The following is a 17,014-nucleotide window of genomic DNA, read 5'->3' on the forward strand; positions in this document are numbered from 1 at the left end:
CTCATGCCCTCACGCTCGTTCGCGCGCCTCGTCGGCGTGCTGGTCCTTGCTTGGGCCGCGCTGAATCTTCCACTCCTGCTTGGCCTGCGTGTCCTTCCGGGGGACGCCATGAACGAGTTCTACCCGATGGTGTACTTCAACGTACATAGCCTTCGGACAGGGCTCGCCCCATGGTGGAACCCGTTGATCTTCGGCGGTTATCCGCAAATCGCGGATCCGCAGGCCATGCTGTTTTCGCCACTGCTCATGGCCTGGATGCTGTTGCGCACGGACCCCGGCATGACGTGGTTCGTCTGGGCCACCCTGCTGCACGTACTGATGGGCGGCATCGCCTTTCTCGCCCTCATGCGTCGCCTGAAAGCGACAGACTTCGGCGCCCTGCTAGGCGCCATCGTCTTCATGGCCGGCGGCGTGGCCGCGTCCCGCATTCAATACGTGCCGATCGTCCTTGCCTACAGCTTCCTCCCCGTGACGCTGCTGGCGCTGCGCTGGTTCTTCGACGGGCCGACCTTGCGCCGCGGAGCCATCGTGGGTCTCGCCGTCGGCGCCATGCTCGTCGAGCCGGTGCAGCTCACCTATCTCATCGGTTTGATGCTCGTCCCGTATGCGCTCTGTGTCGCGACCGGCCGCTGGTCATCCTGGACGCCGCGCCTGCGCCGGACCGTGATCGGTGGCGGCGCCGTGGCTAGCCTCATCGCCCTGGGCATGGCGCTGCCGCAGCTGCTGCTCAGCTACGCCTTCGTCACCGTGTCTAACCGCCCGGCGCTTCCCCTCGAGGCGGCGACGTCCATGTCGGTCGACTGGCGGGCGTTGCTCACGCTGATCGACCCGAACGCCTTGCAAAGCCTGCGCGGAAGATACACGGGTGCGGTGGATCCGATCGAAACCTTCCTCTACATCGGCGCGCTCCCCTCGTTGCTCCTTATCGTCGGGCTGAAGAAGGCATGGGCCGTACCCGTCCAGCGACGCCACCTCATGTTCCTCGGCGTGACCGCTGTCGCCGCGATCCTCTACATGCTCGGTGGTCACACGCCGGTTTACGGATGGCTGTATCACGCGCTGCCGGGCATCAAGCAGTTCCGGCGTCCTTCGGATTCGGCGTATCTGCTGGTCGTCGCGCTCGCGACGGCCGTTGCGTTCGGCGCGTCCCAGATCGACCTGTCCGACCGCCGTCGATGGACGGGGATCCTTGCCGCCACCACGGTGTGGCTGCTTCTCGCGAGCGTGGGGATGCGAGGGACCGGCGAAGGCTGGCAGGCCGCAAGCATCGTCGCGCCAATCGCGGCGGCCGCGGTGTTCTGGTATGCACGACGGTCCCGCGATGCCGGCCGCCTGGCGCTCGTTCTCGTGTTGCTCGTCGTCGTCGACTACCGTTGCTTCAACCTCAACGGCGAGTTCAATCAACGCGGCGACAGTGGAAAGAAATTCCGCGAGAATCCGGCAGCGACGTTCATCGCATCGCGCATCCGCGAGACGCCTCCGGGCCAGCTACCCCCTCGCATCGAAGCACTCGATCTTGGCGCGGGATGGAAGAACCTCGTCGTGCTTCGCGATCTTCCCGCCATACACGGGTACGGGCCGCTGCGTTGGGTGCTGTTCGACCGCTGGTACGGTCCCTATTCGGATGGCGATGGCCCGCGCCCTACCACCTCGTACAATCCTGATCCGTCCAGCGCCTTGAACCGCCTGCTCGGTGTGGCCTACATCGCGGAGCCTGCAGGTACCTCGTCCGCCGCAAAGATCTACGCGGACGACAAGACCGAGATCATCCAGCAGACCGCGTTGCCCCGCGTGCTTACGCCGAGCAAGGCGGTGGCACTTCTCGTGGGCGCCGTGCCGTCGGCCGTCGATTTCGCGTCCACCGACTTCGCCAGCACGCTCATCTTTACGCCGCGTGACCAGGCCGACGCCGACTTGCTCATCCACGATATGAGCGTTTGCACCGGGAAGCTCGAAGTGCGGTCCTCGCAGGAGACCAACGTGCAGACCGACATCAGGACATCGAGCACCGCCTCCGGATGGCTCGTGCTGTCGGAACAGGATTTTCCGGGTTGGGTCACCCGGGTCGATGGACAGGAGGTACCGCATCATCGGGCGGACGGTATCGTCAGCGCGGTCTGCGTGCCTGCGGGCGATCACACGGTCTCCTTCACGTATCAGCCGTGGCGGATGGTCAGCGAAGTGATGAACCGCCCGTCCGCGTGGCAATAACGGAGTCAACGGAGCAGCGAGGCCGGCACTTTATTTTTCCAAGTCCACCCCGATGTCGATTCAGAGCAATCGCCGACAAGGCGGTTTCCTGTACCTAACTCTGGATCAAGGACACGAAATGAACGCTACCCAGAAAGTCGCTCTGGTCACGGGCGCGACCCGAGGCATCGGCGCCGAAACCGTTCGTCAGCTTGCCGAGCAGGGCGTCCTTACGCTTCTCGCCGGCCGCGATGCGGGTCGCGCCGAGGCGGCTGCAAAAACACTGAAGGACGAAGGTCTGCCGGTCGAGTCCATCGTGCTCGATGTCACGAATGCCGAGAGCATCCAGAAGGCTGTCGCCGATGTGACGTCGCGTTTTGGCCGGCTCGACATCCTCGTGAATAACGCGGGCATCCTGCTCGACTCGATGGACAAAGCACCGTCCGAGCAGAGCATCAAGGTGTGGCGCGAGACGTTCGACACCAACGTTTTTGCCGTCGTGGAAGTCACCCAGGCGTTTCTTCCGCTGATCAAGGCGGCGCCGGCCGGTCGCATCGTCAACGTGTCCAGCTTGCTGGGTTCGGTCACGAATCACCTGGATCCGGAATCGAAGATCTATCACTTCAAGGTTCCGGCCTACAACGTCTCGAAGAGCGCCGTGAACGCCTGGACGGTGCAGCTGGCCTATGAGCTCCGCGACACGAAGGTCAAGGTCAATGCCGTGCACCCCGGCTACGTCAAGACCGACATGAACGGTGGCGAGGGCGAGATCGATGTACCGACCGGTGCGAAGAGCAGCGTCGGCATGGCACTGCTCGGTGCGGACGGCCCCACGGGAAGTTTCACCTATCTCGGCGATACGATCGCCTGGTAAGGATGGTCCCTCTTCAACACAGTTCGAGGCATCGACATCATGACGACCTATGTCGTGTTTACGCGTGAGCGCACCACGGACCCCGAGGAAATGGCGGTGTATGCCGAGAAGGCGAAGCCTGCCGGCGCGGGTCACCCCATAACGCGACTCGCCTTCTACGGCGATATCCAGACGTTGGAAGGTAGCGAGATCGAGGGCTCGGTGATTCTGAGCTTTCCCAGCAAGGAAGAGGCCCTGGCCTGGTACAACAGCCCCGCGTATACCGAAGCGAAGGAGCATCGGTTGAAGGGGTCGGAGTATCGGGTGTTCATGATCGAAGGGGTCTAAGGCACCGCTTCGGTTCGACAGCCTCAATCAAGCCGCTGCCGATTCGGGCAGCGGCTTCTGGCGATCATGCGTCACCCATTCAGTGCGCGCGAGTGAAGTAGTTGGTCCGCATACTCGGCCGGCCGTCAGGCCCGAGAGCCGACATCGTCTCGGTCATGCTCGCGCCGTCGGGTGACACCGTGTAGACGCGCGTGGACGCCGGCATCCCTCCCTTGCTCAATCCGAGCACAAGCACGTTGGGTGCCGGGCGTTTCATGGCGGCGGCGTCCGCCTCGGGGCTTCCCTCTACTGCGATCGGCGTGCCATCCAGCGACGCCGTTCCTTTCGAATGAACCTCGGCGCCATCTGCGTAGACGATGACGACGTCCATCGAAACGCGGTCGCGTTCCTCCTCCTTGAACGTGATGGTGACGCGCTTTGGTCGCGCGTCGGGAGCCATCGGCAAGCGGGAGGTATCCAGCGACCACTGGCCGATCAAGGGAGGCGAGGATGCTGCGTGCGAAGGAGTGCACAGGGCGAGCATCAGGCAGAAAACAAAGGCGAGGCATTCCTTCATCGCGCACTCTCCGTCGGTTCGTTGGGGACGTGAACGTTCTGGAGAATAGCGCGACTTCGGTGGGATGCTACCTTCACCTCCTGGTGCGATCAGCGCCCCGGAATCTCATCGCGACGCACGATGATCCGTGAAACCAGGCCGTACTCCACGGCCTCTTCGGCGGACATCCACTTGTCGCGCTCAATATCCTCGCGAACCCGTTCGATAGGCTGGCCACTCTCCCGTGCAATGACGGCCGCGATACGCTCGCGTGCCTTCAGGATTTCCTTTGCCTGGATAGCGATATCGCTCGCCGCACCGCCGGCACCGCCGCTGGGCTGGTGAATCAGGAAGCGGGTCTGCGGAAGGCAAAACCGGCGTTCACGCGGCGCACCGAGGTACAGGTGATTGGCCGCGCTGCCGACCCAGCCGGTGCCGATCATATTCACGGGCGAGGAGATGAAGCGCACCGCGTCATGGATCACGTCACCCGATTCGAGGTGACCGCCGGGCGATGACACGATCATGTCGATCGGCTCGTGCGATTCGGCATCGAGGGCGAGCAGGCGGCGCACCGTTTCCGAGGCCATCGCATCGGTGACCGTACCGAAGACCATCACGGTGCGGGCGCGGAAGGTTTTCTCTTCCAGAAACGCGCTGTTGTGCGCAGCGCGCGGGGCGCTTTCCTTCTCATTGGTAAACATTGGGGCTCACTCCAGTGTGGTAGTTTCATTTCCTATACGAACGAGCCGCCCTAAACGTGACATCCCCTGTCCAGGAACATCCTCTCGCCGTTGATGGCGCCCTTCGCCGGCGTCTGATCGGATTGGCCGGGCATTGGCTTGGTGACGGCAGCGCGGCTGAAGATGCCCTGCACGACGTTTACCTGCGTACCGCGGATCGCGTATTACCCGACTCGGCTTCCGGCCGGGAAGCCTGGCTCGTCACGGTGCTCCGCCATCTGTGCTTCGATCAGTTGCGTCGCCAGGGGCGCTACCAGGCCGTGCTGACACGGGTGGCGGGCGACGGCGCTCTGGCATGGGGCGGTGACCAGCCCGACTATCTGGCGGCGCAGGCCCAGCGCGTGGACGAGGCCTTGCTCACTCTGGTGCATCACCTGCCTGCCGACGATGTCGCGGCATGGCTGCTCTACGAGCTTTTCGGTTTCAGCCATGCGGAGCTCGGCGCCCTCGCGGGACGCAGCGAGCTTGCATCGCGTCAGCGGCTCCATCGCATGGCTGGCCGCCTCGATCGCGCCGTTCCGCCGGATAGTCTCGACGATGAGGACCGGGCTGCGTTATTCGCCCTGTGTCAGCAGGCGGTCATCAGTCACGAGACGGCCGCACTGGCGACCTTGGTGCGGACCGCCGCGCCACAGTCGATGGCTGCCATCGGAAGAGTCCCGGATCGTGCCTTCGGAGCGACGGTCCCGACCACCGCGTGGGTGCAGGTCGGCGACCAGATGGCCCTGCGCATCCAGGCTGGCGATGGCCCGGCGACCTGGATACCGCTCGGCGAGGCCAGCATCGAACTGGTCTGAGTCGCAAGGACCCCCTGAGAATCGTTCGATGTACCAAGTACCTGTCAACTGACAGGTAGGGGTTGACGACGTCACAACTTCGGCGCAGTCTCTACCTAACACTTGACAGGTAGAAACCAAAATGAAATCTGAAATCACTCGCTTCGACGCCACCGCACTGGCTGCCCTGATTCGTAGCCGTGAACTCTCCCCCGTCGAAGTCATGCAAGCGCACCTCGACCGGATCGAAGCGACCAACCCGAGGGTCAACGCCATCGTCTCCCTCGCCGAGGGTGCGCTCGACGCCGCCAGAGCCGCCGAGCGCGTGGTCATGGCTGGCGGCGATCTCGCTCCGCTCCACGGTGTTCCGTTTACCGTCAAGGATTCCATCGATACCGCCGGCGTGCTGACCCAACGGGGCTCGCCGATCTTCAAGGGACGCGTCCCCGAGGCTGACGCGACCAGCGTCGCCCGCTTGAAGAACGCCGGGGCAATCCTGCTGGCGAAAACGAATCTTCCTGAGTTCTCCTACTGGATCGAGAGCGACAACCTGCTCTCCGGTCGTACGAACAATCCATGGAACCTCGAGCGTACGCCCGGTGGATCGAGTGGCGGCGAGTCCGCCGCAATCGCCGCAGGCATGTCGCCGCTGGGCCTGGGTACCGACCTCGCCATCTCCATCCGCGGACCGGCGGCGCAAACCGGCATCACCTCGCTCAAGCCGACGCACGGTCGTATCCCGATGACGGGCATCTGGCCGCGTGCGCCTCGCCGCTTCTGGCATGTCGGCCCGATGGCCCGAAGCGTCCGCGACATCGCACTCGCGTATTCGCTCATGGTCGGTCCTGACGGTGCGGATGCGTTCGCCACAAGCACGATCGCTTTCGACAACGGTGTCGGCACATCGCCCTCAGGTCCGTTGCGCGTGGGCTGGCTGATTGAGCCGGGGTTCGGGCCCATCGATCCCGAAGTGGCGGCGACGGTTCGCGCCGCGGCGGAGGCTCTGCATGGCAAGGGCGTCATCGTTGAAGAGGTGCGCATTCCGGCGCTCGAGCGGGACTTTGCGCTCGATGTGTTCAGCCGCTTGCACGTGATGGAGATGAAGCCGGCGTTCGAGGAAGCGACGGCTGGTCGGCGCGACGACGAGCTGTACCTGATGGCGAAGACGATGCTGGGGTTGCCGGATACATCGATGAAGGATTTCATCGAGGCCGAACAGGCCGCCGATCGCCTGCGCGATGGCTTTGCCGAGTACTTCCAGCGTTACGACGCACTGCTCACGCCGGTGCAGCCGCTGCCCGCACAGAAGCACGGCGTGCCCGAGTTCGTCATCAACGGCCAGACCGTGGATGCCACGTATCTGATGGGTTCGACCGTCCCGCTCAACGTCACCGGACTCCCCGGCCTGACGTTACGGTTCGGCACCAGCCACGACGGTATGCCGATCGGTGTCCAGCTGGTGGCGAAGTGGCAGGCCGAATCGACCCTGCTGTATGTCGCGTCGCTGCTGGAATCCGTCAGCCCCGTCCGAGATCTGCATCCGTCCCTCTGACCATCCCTGCTGGTTGCTTCGCGGTCGAGCCAGGCGCTACCTGTCGATTGGCAGGTAGCGTCCGACTACCTACAATGAACCCTGATTCGGTCCATTCCGAGACGGCGACGAGGCTAGGGCAATGAGCGCGAATGCAAAGGAAGCGATTCTGGAGGCGGCGCGTCTCGCCGCGCAGGCGCATGGCTACGGTGGCCTGAACTTCCGCGACCTTGCGACCGAAGTAGGCATCAAGGGCGCCAGTATTTACTACCACTTCGCGAGCAAGGCGGATCTCGGTGCCGCCGTCGCACGACGCTACTGGGAAGACACCGAGGCAGGCCTGGATGCCATGCTCGCCGAGGCCGGTGATCCGCTCGTTGCGCTCGACCGTTATCCGGACATGTTCCGCACGACCCTGCACAGTGACAATCGCCTGTGCCTCGCCAGTTTCCTGGCCGCCGAAGTCGAAGATCTACCGTCGGTAGTGAAGACGGAAGTCCTCTCCTTCGCCGACATCAACATCGCATGGCTGAGCAAGGTGTTGAAAGCAGCGAACGTCGTCGTCCCCGAGGGCGCCGACCAACGCGCTCGTGCGATCTACACCGCGATCGCGGGCGCACAGCTTATCGCGCGCAGCCGATCGGACATGTCGCTCTATGACGCCGTGGTCGAGAGCTATCGGGCGGCCGGGCTGCTGCCGCAGGTGGCGAAGCCAGCGCCGAAGAAAGCATCGACGCGGAAGAAGCCGGTCAAGGCCTGACCGCACCATCGCGTGGCCGCGTCGTTCCCCGCAACACCAGCCGCGGCGGAATGACGATCGGCCGGCTCGGCGCCGCCTCGGCGAGAAGGGTCACGCTACCCTGGGCAAGCGCATCCATATCCTGATGGAACGTCGTCAGGTCGGGCCCGCGCCAACCGGCCATGGGGATGTCGTCGAAGCCGACGACCTGGATATCGCCGGGAACGGAAAGGCCGAACTCGATGCGAATCGCGTCCAGCGCGCCAATGGCGACCAGATCGTTCACGCAGAAGATGCCATCCGGACGACTTCCGGACGACAGTAACTCGACAGCCGCCGCATACCCCTCCTCGTAGCTGAAACCTGCAACGACCTGATGCGGCGGGGCGACTTGCCTGTCGTTGATTCGCTTGAGGAAGCCACGCTGGCGCTCACTCTGCGCGGTACTTTCGCGTCCGGCGAGATACGCCAGGGTGCGGCAACCACCATCGATGAGGAGATCCGCCGCCAGCGCGCCCGCGGAACGATTGTCGGTGGATACCGTGCGCAGGTTGCCGAACTTCTTCGAGTTCACCGCGACGATAGGAATACCCGCGCCTTCCAGCTTCCGCGCCACGCGCGTCGAGCGAATGGCCAGGGCGCTGATCACACCGTCGATCCGGTAACGCGACAACTCGCCGACGATGTCGTCGAGATTATCGTCGCTGCTCGTATCGACAAGCATGGTTTCGATCCGACGTTCGCGAAGCAGGGAGGTGACGCAGCGGAGAAACTCGGTGAAGAACGGATTGTAAAAGCCACCCACCACGACGGCGACGATGCCCGATCGGCCCGTCTGCAGGATTGCCGGTAAGGCATTCGGTTTGTAATGCAATTCCGCGGCGGCCTTGAGCACACGCTCGCGCACTTCCGCGGACACGGCGGCGCCTGCGCTGAACACGCGGGAGACGGTCGACTGCGACACCCCCGCAAGGCGTGCGACGGCGGTGGACGAGGCGTGCGCGCGTGGTGCGCCAGGAGGGGGCGGCGGGGACCGTGACATCCGCCGAGATTAGCATTTCCTTGCACGGAGCCATCACGCGGCGTACGCTTGAATAGCTATGCAGCGCGGCGTTTCGTCAGAGCCGCGCCTCACATATTCCGGGCCCAGACGGAAGGGGGCCTCGTATCCCACATCCTCACAAGGATCGAAATGAACACATCTGAGAGTGCCCTTGCACGATGGGGCAGGCGTCTGCTCGCGCTCGTGCTGGGCCTGTTTGGCCTTTTCATGGTGGTCGGCGGTGCATGGCTGATCGGCCTCGGCGGTAACTGGTACTACGCGATCGCCGGCCTGCTCAGCATTGCCAGCGCCGTGGGCCTGGCTCGCCGAAGCCCCCGCGCGACGCTCTGGTTCGGCATCCTTTTCGCGCTGACGCTGGTATGGACCGTTTGGGAATCCGGCGCCGACTACTGGGGTTGGGTACCGCGCTTCGCGTTGATGTTGATCTTCGCCATCGCGTTCTCGCTGCTCCTGCCGACGCTGCACGCGCGGTTGTCGCGCGGCACCGCTCGCGTCGTCCCGCTGACCCTCGTAGCTGCCTTCATCGTCGCCGGCTGCCTCGCCTTCGTGCCGCACCACGTCACTGCCGCAAGCAACGTGCCGGCCATCGCCGACAATCCGTTCGTTGCCGACACGGGCCCCGCCGTCGAGAGCGGGCTGCCGTCCACCGACTGGCCGGCCTACGGCGGCAACCAGGCCGCGCAGCGCTACACCTCGGCGAGCCAGATCACGCCCGCCAACGTGAAAGACCTGAAGGTCGCGTGGACCGCCACCGTCGGCGACATCCCGTCCGATACGCGTTGGGGCGTGCAGAACACCCCGTTGAAGATCGGCAACATGGTCTACGTGTGCGGCTACCTCAACAAGGTGTCCGCGCTGGATGCCGCGACGGGTGAGCACAAGTGGGATTTCGATCCGGGTATCACCGCCGCATCGGTTCCGTACACCCCGTCCTGCCGCTCCATGTCGTATTACGAAGATCCCGCCAGTGCCAGCGCCCCGGGCGCAACCACCAGCGCGATGTGCAATCGCCGGATCATCTTCGGCACGCTCGACGCGCGCGTGATCGAACTCGACGCGCAGACCGGCCAGCGTTGCGCCGACTTCGGCAAGAACGGCGAAGTCAGCCTCACCGGGGACATGGGCAAGATCTATCACGGCTATGTCTCCATCACCTCGCCGCCGGTCGTCATCCGCGACACGATCGTGGTCGGTCACACCACGGTCGACGGCCAGCGCGCATTCGGCCCCGCCGGCGTGACCAAGGCCTTCAACGTCAAGACCGGCGAACTGAAGTGGGCCTGGGATGCGGCGGCACCGAACGATCCCGCGCCGCGCACGGGCGACGATCTCTACAAACGCGGCTCGCCCGATGTGTGGACCTCGTTCACCGGCGATAACAAGCTAGGCCTGGTCTTCCTACCGGTGGCCAATGCCTCGGGCGACTATTACTCGAGCACGCGTTCCGCCGACGAGCTCAAGTACTCGCCGTCGCTGACCGCGCTCGATGTCGAAACCGGCATGCCGCGCTGGACGTTCCAGAACACGCACAACGACGTGTGGGACTACGATCCGGGCTCCCCGCCTACGTTGCTCGATTATCCGCAGGCGGACGGCACGAAGGTCCCGGCGATCATCTTCCCGACCAAAAACGGCGAGTTCTACGTGCTCAACCGCGAGACCGGCAAGTCGCTGTTCGGCGTGGAAGAGCGTCCGGTGCCGCAGGGCGGCTTCGAGCCCGCGGCGCGCAGCAAGACCCAGCCGTTCTCAAAGTTCGCCTCGGTCGCGCAGCCGGACCTCACCCCGGCCAGCATGTGGGGCATCACGCCGCTCGACCAGCTGGTCTGCCGTATCCAGTTCGCGCAGGCCGACTACCGCGGCAAGTTCACCCCGCCCGATGTGACCAAGCCGATCATCGACTACCCCGGCTATAACGGCGGCGTCGACTGGGGTGGCGTGGCGTTCGATCCGGCCCGCGGCCTGATCATCGCCAACTACAACGACATGCCGAACTACACCCGTCTGGTCCCCCGCAAGGAAGCCGACAAGCTGGGCTGGAAGGCGAAGGACGTGCTCAACGATCCCGTCGCCGACGCGAAGGCCGAAGGCGCGGGCGATCCGCAGGAAGGCGTCCCGGTCGCCGTCGACGTCAACGCGGGTTGGCAGCTGAAGTTCACCGGCATGCTCTGCAAGGAGCCCCCGTACGGTGGCATCCGCGCGATCGATATCCGCGACGGTCGTACCGTCTGGGATCGTCCGCTCGGCACGGCACGCGAGAATGGTCCGTTCGGTTTGCCGACCGGCCTGCCGATCGATATCGGTACGCCGAACAACGGCGGTTCCGTGGTGACCAAGTCCGGCCTGATCTTCATCGCGGCCGCGACGGACAACCTGATCCGCGCCATCGACATCACCACGGGCAAGACGATCTGGTCCGCGCCGCTGCCGGCCGGTGCCCAGGCCATGCCGATGGTCTACGAGCAGGATGGCCGCGAGTACGTCGTGATCACCGCGACGGGTCACCACTTCATGCACACGCCGAAGGGCAACTACGTGGTGGCTTACGCATTGCCGAAGCGGTAGCCCTTCGTGAAGCGACCCCCGGAAGTTGGACATTCGTCCAGGTTCCGGGGGTTTTCTTTTGGGCGCTAGAAGCTGAGTCCCAGCGGCCGATTGCAGTGATACTTCTCGGCCTCGCCTCTCACATCGGCTGGCGAAAGATGCCGGGCGCTCAATTCTTCCGGACTCAGGCTCTCCCAGACTTCGACATCGATGCAATGGTGATTGGTAATGCCGAAGAGGCGTTGCGTGTCGCGCATGACGGCGCCGACACCTTGGTTCATCGGATCGGTGAGCTGAAGGCCGGGTGCCAGTCGCGAATCCGAACCGGGTACACCCCTGACATCCTGCGAGTGTTGAGCGTCGAGCAGGCGCGAGCGGAATCCGCCGTCCCCGGAGACATTCGCGCCCGCTGTAGATAGGTCGGATGCGGAAGCCCTTGGATGCGTAGCAGTCGCGGAAAGCGCTTCGCCAACGGCGCCCGGCGCTGGAACGCTATGAGGATGAGATGGGAGCGGCAATATGGCGCTTCCGATAGACGGCGTGCGTGACAGCGGTCGTTCGATCGTTGGTGCCCGATGGCGACTTAATGCTCCAGACCCTCGCGAACCGGATGCGGACGCTGACGGCATCGATGTCGTGGGTCTCACTGAGACGAACCTCAGCTCGAGCACGGCTCGCTGGTCGTCCAGAAGCTGGGCAGAATCGGTGAGGGCGGATGCCGGCTTCAGTAAGACCATCAACAAGCTCACATGGCAACCGAGTGCCATGACCATGGCCGCGACGCGACGAGGCGACACTGGGTGTCCTTTGAGATCTACGCCCATGAATCCCACCATCTCTCCCTTTGGTAGTCACGATCCGCCCTTGCTCGATTGCCATTCGGCGGCGTGCTGGGCCAGATACAGGGTGTGAGACGGGTGTAGTGAGCAAAAGTTCAGCAATGCAGGGGTTCTCGGGTATCCCGTCAAAAACTGGAGGGATTTTTTTTAGAGGGCTTCAATCTCACTGTGACCCAGTGGGAAGCGGCAGCAATGCGCGTTGATACCAAGATCGCTTGAGGCGTTACACAGGACCATCCATTGGTGTTTGCCAATGGGTGCAGACCCGATGTCCCCGCCAAGCGCCGCTTGAGTTTCGCTCGTCATGGCGGTCATCTGGTTATTTGGTCTAGACTCCGGCCGTCCAAAACACACGGACCCTCCAAGACCTAGGTCAGACCCCTCGGGGTGGCAACCAGGCCGGGAAGAAGGGGATGACATCCCTTCCGAATCTTCCCGCGTAGAGCCCAGGTGCTTCGGCCCTGGGCTCAGTCATTTGTAGAATTCGACGAACCCGTATTGGGACCTAGACCGTCCGAGACGAAGTGGAGCTAATTAGCTCCCGAGAGGTGGGCCTCGTCTACCATCCCCAAGCAAGCGTAAGTATGCTGCCGAAGTCCAGCGTCCATTGGGCTGGGGCAGTCAACGGCAGATTCAGGGAGCGAGCATGGGGATACTAAAGGAAAAATACGAGGCCCTTGCGCCGAGGGGTGAATACCTCACGGACGTAGTTGTCCTCGGCCAAGCCTGGAAAAAAGCCCACAATTACGTGCGTCGACATAACTGGTACCAGAATTCTCTTGAGCTCGACTGCTCGGCAGTTGCGTTGGAATCGTCGCTCAAGAAGTGGGCGGCAGCCGTTCGTAGGCCTAATTTTCGTCCGGCCCCGCTACGCATGATTCCAGCGCCTAAGAGCGCTGCATGGGACTTTTCTCCAGAATGGTCTCCGAAAAACAAAGACTCAACGGAAGTTTTACGACCTCTCGCCCACCTTTCAATTCGCGACCAAACGATTACTACAGCCGCAATGCTTTGCCTAGCGGACTGCATCGAAACCGCACAAGGCAATACTGATTCCGAGCCCGATAAAGCACGGAGCGATAACGTCTACAGCTATGGAAACCGCCTATATTGTCGCTGGAGTAACGACGGACCACGTAGCAGAGCAAGATTCTCGTGGGGGAACTCGGACGTATACAGTCGCTACTCACAGGACTACAAGCGATTTATTGACCGGCCAATTTCCATATGTTCTCGACTAAATGCCGACGACAGCGATGCCGTTATTTTCGTGGTGAAAATAGATCTCAGTGCATTCTTCGACAACATCGAAATTCCAGAATTGGTTAGTGTACTCAAACGCGAATACAGGAAATTCGCTAGTTCAAATACTGAAGTGCCTCGGTCCGACGCGAAATTTTGGGAATACTTGACCGCGTCGCTGAACTTTTCCTGGGACAGCCGCGATGAGGGCCTCTCCCCACTGCTTCGCGACAGAAAAATGCCAGGCGGGCTTCCGCAAGGCATGGTCGCATCTGGTTTTCTTGCGAACGCCTACCTCCTTCCGTTTGACCGCATCGTTGGATCTGCTGTTCAAACTCGGAGGACGATAAAAAAGAGTATCGAACTTCAGATCCACGACTACTGTCGATATGTCGATGATCTACGACTTGTCGTATCGACGCACAGCCACGCCGTGACGGAGGGTTCAGTAGCGAAGGCGGTCGAAGACTGGCTCCAGCGAAGGCTGGCTAGGTTCGCCGGATCAGGTGCCCGGCTCCATATCAACACCAAAAAAACTGAAGTCGAACGCTACTCATCTATCGGTGGCCAATCCGGTGTTGTAGCCAGAATGCAAAGTATGCAAAAGGATCTAAGCGGGCCGTTCGATATGACAACGCTCACGCACGTGGAGGCGGGGCTGCATGGCCTTCTGTCTCAAGCCGAGTTGGGTTTACAGGCAGAGAAGACGGAACATCGTCCCTTGGCACTGAGTGCGATTGCGATACCTAAGCTTGAAGTTCGGGACGATACACTTACGCGATTCTCTGCATTTCGCCTCACGAAGGCGTTGCGACTACGTCGAACGATGACCGACCTGCGCGAGGTCACAGCTGACGGAACGGCTAGGGAAGCCCTATTACACGAATATGAGGTTGCTGCTCGTCGCCTCGTAGCTTCGTGGGCGCTCAACCCGTCGCTTGTTCAGGTCCTTTTATATGCACTTGACCTGTTTCCGTCGGTCGACCTGCTGGGTCCCGTAATTGAAGCGCTCAGGTCAAAGACCGACAGGGCATCAAGTACGCACGAGGAACGGGTGGCTTGGTACGTCGTGTCGGAACTCTTAAGAGCAGGGGCGACGGAGACGGGCCGCCGATCTGAAAGCGATGCTGATTTCGGCGCAGGGGACTTGAAGCTATATAGAGCAAGGCTATGCAATTACGCGAGGGAAATATGTGAAGCAGGTACTTCCCCGTGGTATGCGAAGCAGCAAGCGATTCTTCTGCTCGCTACCGAGGGCCAAGTCTCGGTGGTGTCTGACGAAAGCGCTCTATCCCAACACGCTATGTTATCCGACTATATCGCCGGTCGGTTTCGATCAAACAAAATACGAAGGGAAGAAGCCGTCGCCGTCGCTCTTGTTGGATATAGCATCCTGAAAGATTCGAAGCACTTTTCTAGTTGGATGCGAACATTTGCAGCCAGCGTGACGACTAAGGAAATATCTCGGGCGTTCGAAACAATCGGTCAAGTGGATATAAATCTTCTGTTCTCGATTACGCGGACTGGCAAAGCCCGCCAAGCGGCCGAGAATGGAATAGTGCCCCGTTACCTAGCGCAGTACTTAGACTCAAGGCTTCGAAGAGAAGAGGAGTTGCCGGTTAAGGTGTGGATTCCGCTTGCAGAAGTACTCACACACAACACGGCTCCATTCTCTCAAGAAAATRCGCTTCTCCAACTCGCTAATGCGTTGGCTAAGGTATTCGAGGCCGAAGAACCGATGCCTCGTAAGGTAACACCGCTATCAATCGAAATTTGGGTCGACGACTGGAGTCGGCTGGTTGACCCGCGCGCAGCTTCGCTAGTCGCAAGATATCGGCCCAGACGTTTCGGGCCGGACCCCCGATACGCTACACCGGCTTGGTGTCAGCCGAGGTTAGATTGGCTCTACGCCATGGGCCGAATTCTCCGTGCCGCGGCCTCTGGCGAGCTCGACTTCACTGCGAACCACTGGCTACTTAGAAATGATGTCGGCTGGTATCACGGAATAAGGAGTTCGTGGCTCAAGCGCCGCAGCGGAATGTCGTCGTCAGCAACAACGCTGGGTGGAACGACCGCAGGTTTCACACCATGGATGTCAGAAGTTCTCGTCCGAATGCTGAGTTGGCCCGGAATCGCTATAGACGCGCCACTGGAAACTGCCATGGATAGGGTCCTGGCTCCAGCTGATTTCGCGGCTATCGTGACGGCGCGGCTTGAGGATCAAGCGAAATTCTACGCACGTGCCTTGGATCTCCCAGTCTACATTTACCCCGTAGCCTGGTCTCCCCATAAGGAAAGAAGCCTGCGTGTTGCCGTTGTTCAAGGCTTAATGCCGCTGGTGAAGGATTTCGAAAATGGAATCGATGGCCTGAAGGACGCCAGTTTTCGAGAGAGACACCGGAATCATCTCGCTGCGATCTTGCAAGTCGCCTACAAGAAAATAGTGGCCCGCGAGTCTGCACTCGGCGTCGCCAGCAAGCCAGCAATCGATCTTGTTATTCTTCCCGAATACAGCGTGCATGTTGACGATCAGGACCTTATGCGACAGTTCTCTGATGCAGTTGGAGGGATGATCTTCTTCGGCCTTATAGGTGCCTCGAATCCCCAGGACGGCTCATTCGTGAACGCGGCACGCTGGCTGGTTCCGCAGCGTCGCGGCGGAAAGCGCTCGTGGGTGGAAGTCGATCAGGGAAAAGGAAATCTGACGAAGGAAGAGCACGTACTAGGTGTAAAGCCCTGGCGGCCTTATCAAGCTGTAATCGAACTGATGATCGACGAGAAAACTCGATTTAGGTTAGCTGGTGCCATTTGCTACGACGCAACCGACATTCGGCTAGCTGCGGATCTTCGAGATCTATCGCACGCGTTCGTCGTCCCGGCGATGAATCGAGACGTAAAGACCTTCGATAGCATGGTTTCTGCACTTCGCTATCATATGTACCAACACATCGTCATAGCGAATTCTGGCGAGTTCGGTGGATCAACCGCACAAGCACCTTATGATAAGGAGCACTCACGCTTAATCGCCCACAGCCACGGTGGGGAGCAACTGTCCGTCAACGTATTCGACATCGACGTTGACCACTTTGGACCTGCACTTAAGGCAACGGAAGGTATCCCGCCGCGTGGTCATGAACCCGGGATTCGCGCCTTGGGCAAGACGCCACCTGCCGGACTTAGTCGTTCATAAAAATTGGGTGCGGGATTCTCTTGAGAAGATTCGTCGCTGACACTAGGGCGCGCCCGCATCGTGCAAGGTAGCGGCGCCACCCTGAAAGGGATGTGCGCCGAAGGTAACTCACGGAAGTCAATGGGAGGCTGGCCAAACTGATGCGTCAATCGGTTGCGCCTACAGACAACCCAGCGTTGTTTTGCTACGTTCGTTACGTCGTCTGCGTTGTCGGCTCACACGTCCCGCAGACGACCACCGCGCTTTGCGGTGAGACGCACGCCAAGGGTGCTTGAACACCCCTGGCGCGCTAACCACAATCCACTGGATAGAAGTCGATCATGGCTAACACCGATCATACGGTACCCGCTCGCCCGCCGAATCCCCCTGGCGGCAACCCCATTGTTTACCGGGCCCCCTGCAGACCCTGCAGACACGGTTGAAG

At 61.5% G+C, this 17,014-nt stretch carries 12 protein-coding genes; 8 read left to right on the forward strand and 4 right to left on the reverse strand.

The window, feature by feature from the left end; translation table 11 throughout:
- The first annotated feature begins 3 nt into the window (after positions 1–3).
- From AC1DYM_RS09210 to AC1DYM_RS09220, 3 genes are all read left to right on the forward strand, one after another.
- Entirely contained in the window at positions 4–2,211 is a 2,208-nt protein-coding gene (locus AC1DYM_RS09210) for a hypothetical protein (protein ID WP_477337672.1), read from the forward strand.
- A 118-nt stretch (positions 2,212–2,329) separates the two neighbouring features.
- Positions 2,330–3,064, forward strand: a complete 735-nt coding sequence (locus tag AC1DYM_RS09215; RefSeq protein ID WP_477337673.1) for an SDR family oxidoreductase — start codon at positions 2,330–2,332, stop codon at positions 3,062–3,064.
- A gap of 39 nt (positions 3,065–3,103) precedes the next feature.
- The gene (locus AC1DYM_RS09220; protein WP_477337674.1) at positions 3,104–3,391 is read left to right on the forward strand and encodes a DUF1330 domain-containing protein; all 288 of its coding nucleotides are present in this window, start codon (positions 3,104–3,106) and stop codon (positions 3,389–3,391) included.
- Positions 3,392–3,470: 79 nt separating this feature from the next.
- Here AC1DYM_RS09220 and AC1DYM_RS09225 read toward each other — a convergent pair whose 3' ends face one another.
- Together AC1DYM_RS09225 and AC1DYM_RS09230 are read right to left on the reverse strand one after the other, a co-directional pair.
- Positions 3,471–3,947 (reverse strand): hypothetical protein, encoded by a 477-nt coding sequence (locus AC1DYM_RS09225; RefSeq protein ID WP_477337675.1) that lies wholly within the window; start codon positions 3,945–3,947, stop codon positions 3,471–3,473.
- 89 nt (positions 3,948–4,036) lie between these two features.
- Positions 4,037–4,630: an ATP-dependent Clp protease proteolytic subunit gene (locus AC1DYM_RS09230; RefSeq protein WP_477337676.1), complete on the reverse strand. Its 594-nt coding sequence runs from the start codon at positions 4,628–4,630 to the stop codon at positions 4,037–4,039.
- Between the two features lie 56 nt (positions 4,631–4,686).
- Here AC1DYM_RS09230 and AC1DYM_RS09235 point away from each other — a divergent pair, with 56 nt between their 5' ends.
- The 3 genes from AC1DYM_RS09235 (at position 4,687) to AC1DYM_RS09245 (ending at position 7,736) form a co-directional block, all read left to right on the forward strand.
- Positions 4,687–5,466 (forward strand): RNA polymerase sigma factor, encoded by a 780-nt coding sequence (locus AC1DYM_RS09235; protein ID WP_477337677.1) that lies wholly within the window; start codon positions 4,687–4,689, stop codon positions 5,464–5,466.
- Positions 5,467–5,587: 121 nt separating this feature from the next.
- Complete coding sequence (locus AC1DYM_RS09240; protein ID WP_477337678.1) at positions 5,588–6,997, forward strand: amidase; 1,410 nt, start codon at positions 5,588–5,590, stop codon at positions 6,995–6,997.
- Positions 6,998–7,118: 121 nt separating this feature from the next.
- Positions 7,119–7,736 (forward strand): TetR/AcrR family transcriptional regulator, encoded by a 618-nt coding sequence (locus AC1DYM_RS09245; RefSeq protein ID WP_477337679.1) that lies wholly within the window; start codon positions 7,119–7,121, stop codon positions 7,734–7,736.
- Here AC1DYM_RS09245 and AC1DYM_RS09250 read toward each other — a convergent pair.
- Entirely contained in the window at positions 7,726–8,757 is a 1,032-nt protein-coding gene (locus AC1DYM_RS09250; RefSeq protein ID WP_477337680.1) for a LacI family DNA-binding transcriptional regulator, read from the reverse strand. The genes AC1DYM_RS09245 and AC1DYM_RS09250 overlap by 11 nt on opposite strands.
- Positions 8,758–8,907: 150 nt before the next feature.
- Here AC1DYM_RS09250 and AC1DYM_RS09255 point away from each other — a divergent pair, with 150 nt between their 5' ends.
- Entirely contained in the window at positions 8,908–11,340 is a 2,433-nt protein-coding gene (locus AC1DYM_RS09255; protein WP_477337681.1) for a membrane-bound PQQ-dependent dehydrogenase, glucose/quinate/shikimate family, read from the forward strand.
- A gap of 65 nt (positions 11,341–11,405) precedes the next feature.
- Here AC1DYM_RS09255 and AC1DYM_RS09260 read toward each other — a convergent pair whose 3' ends face one another.
- Positions 11,406–11,576 carry a hypothetical protein gene (locus AC1DYM_RS09260; protein ID WP_477337682.1) on the reverse strand — a complete coding sequence of 57 codons (171 nt, stop codon included), beginning with the start codon at positions 11,574–11,576 and terminating at the stop codon, positions 11,406–11,408.
- A gap of 1,456 nt (positions 11,577–13,032) precedes the next feature.
- Between AC1DYM_RS09260 and AC1DYM_RS09265 the strand changes: the two genes are divergently transcribed.
- Positions 13,033–16,590, forward strand: coding sequence for an RNA-directed DNA polymerase (locus AC1DYM_RS09265; protein WP_477337683.1), 3,558 nt, complete (start codon positions 13,033–13,035; stop codon positions 16,588–16,590).
- Positions 16,591–17,014 lie beyond the last annotated feature (424 nt).

The organism is Luteibacter sp. P1_D3 (assembly GCF_056406135.1).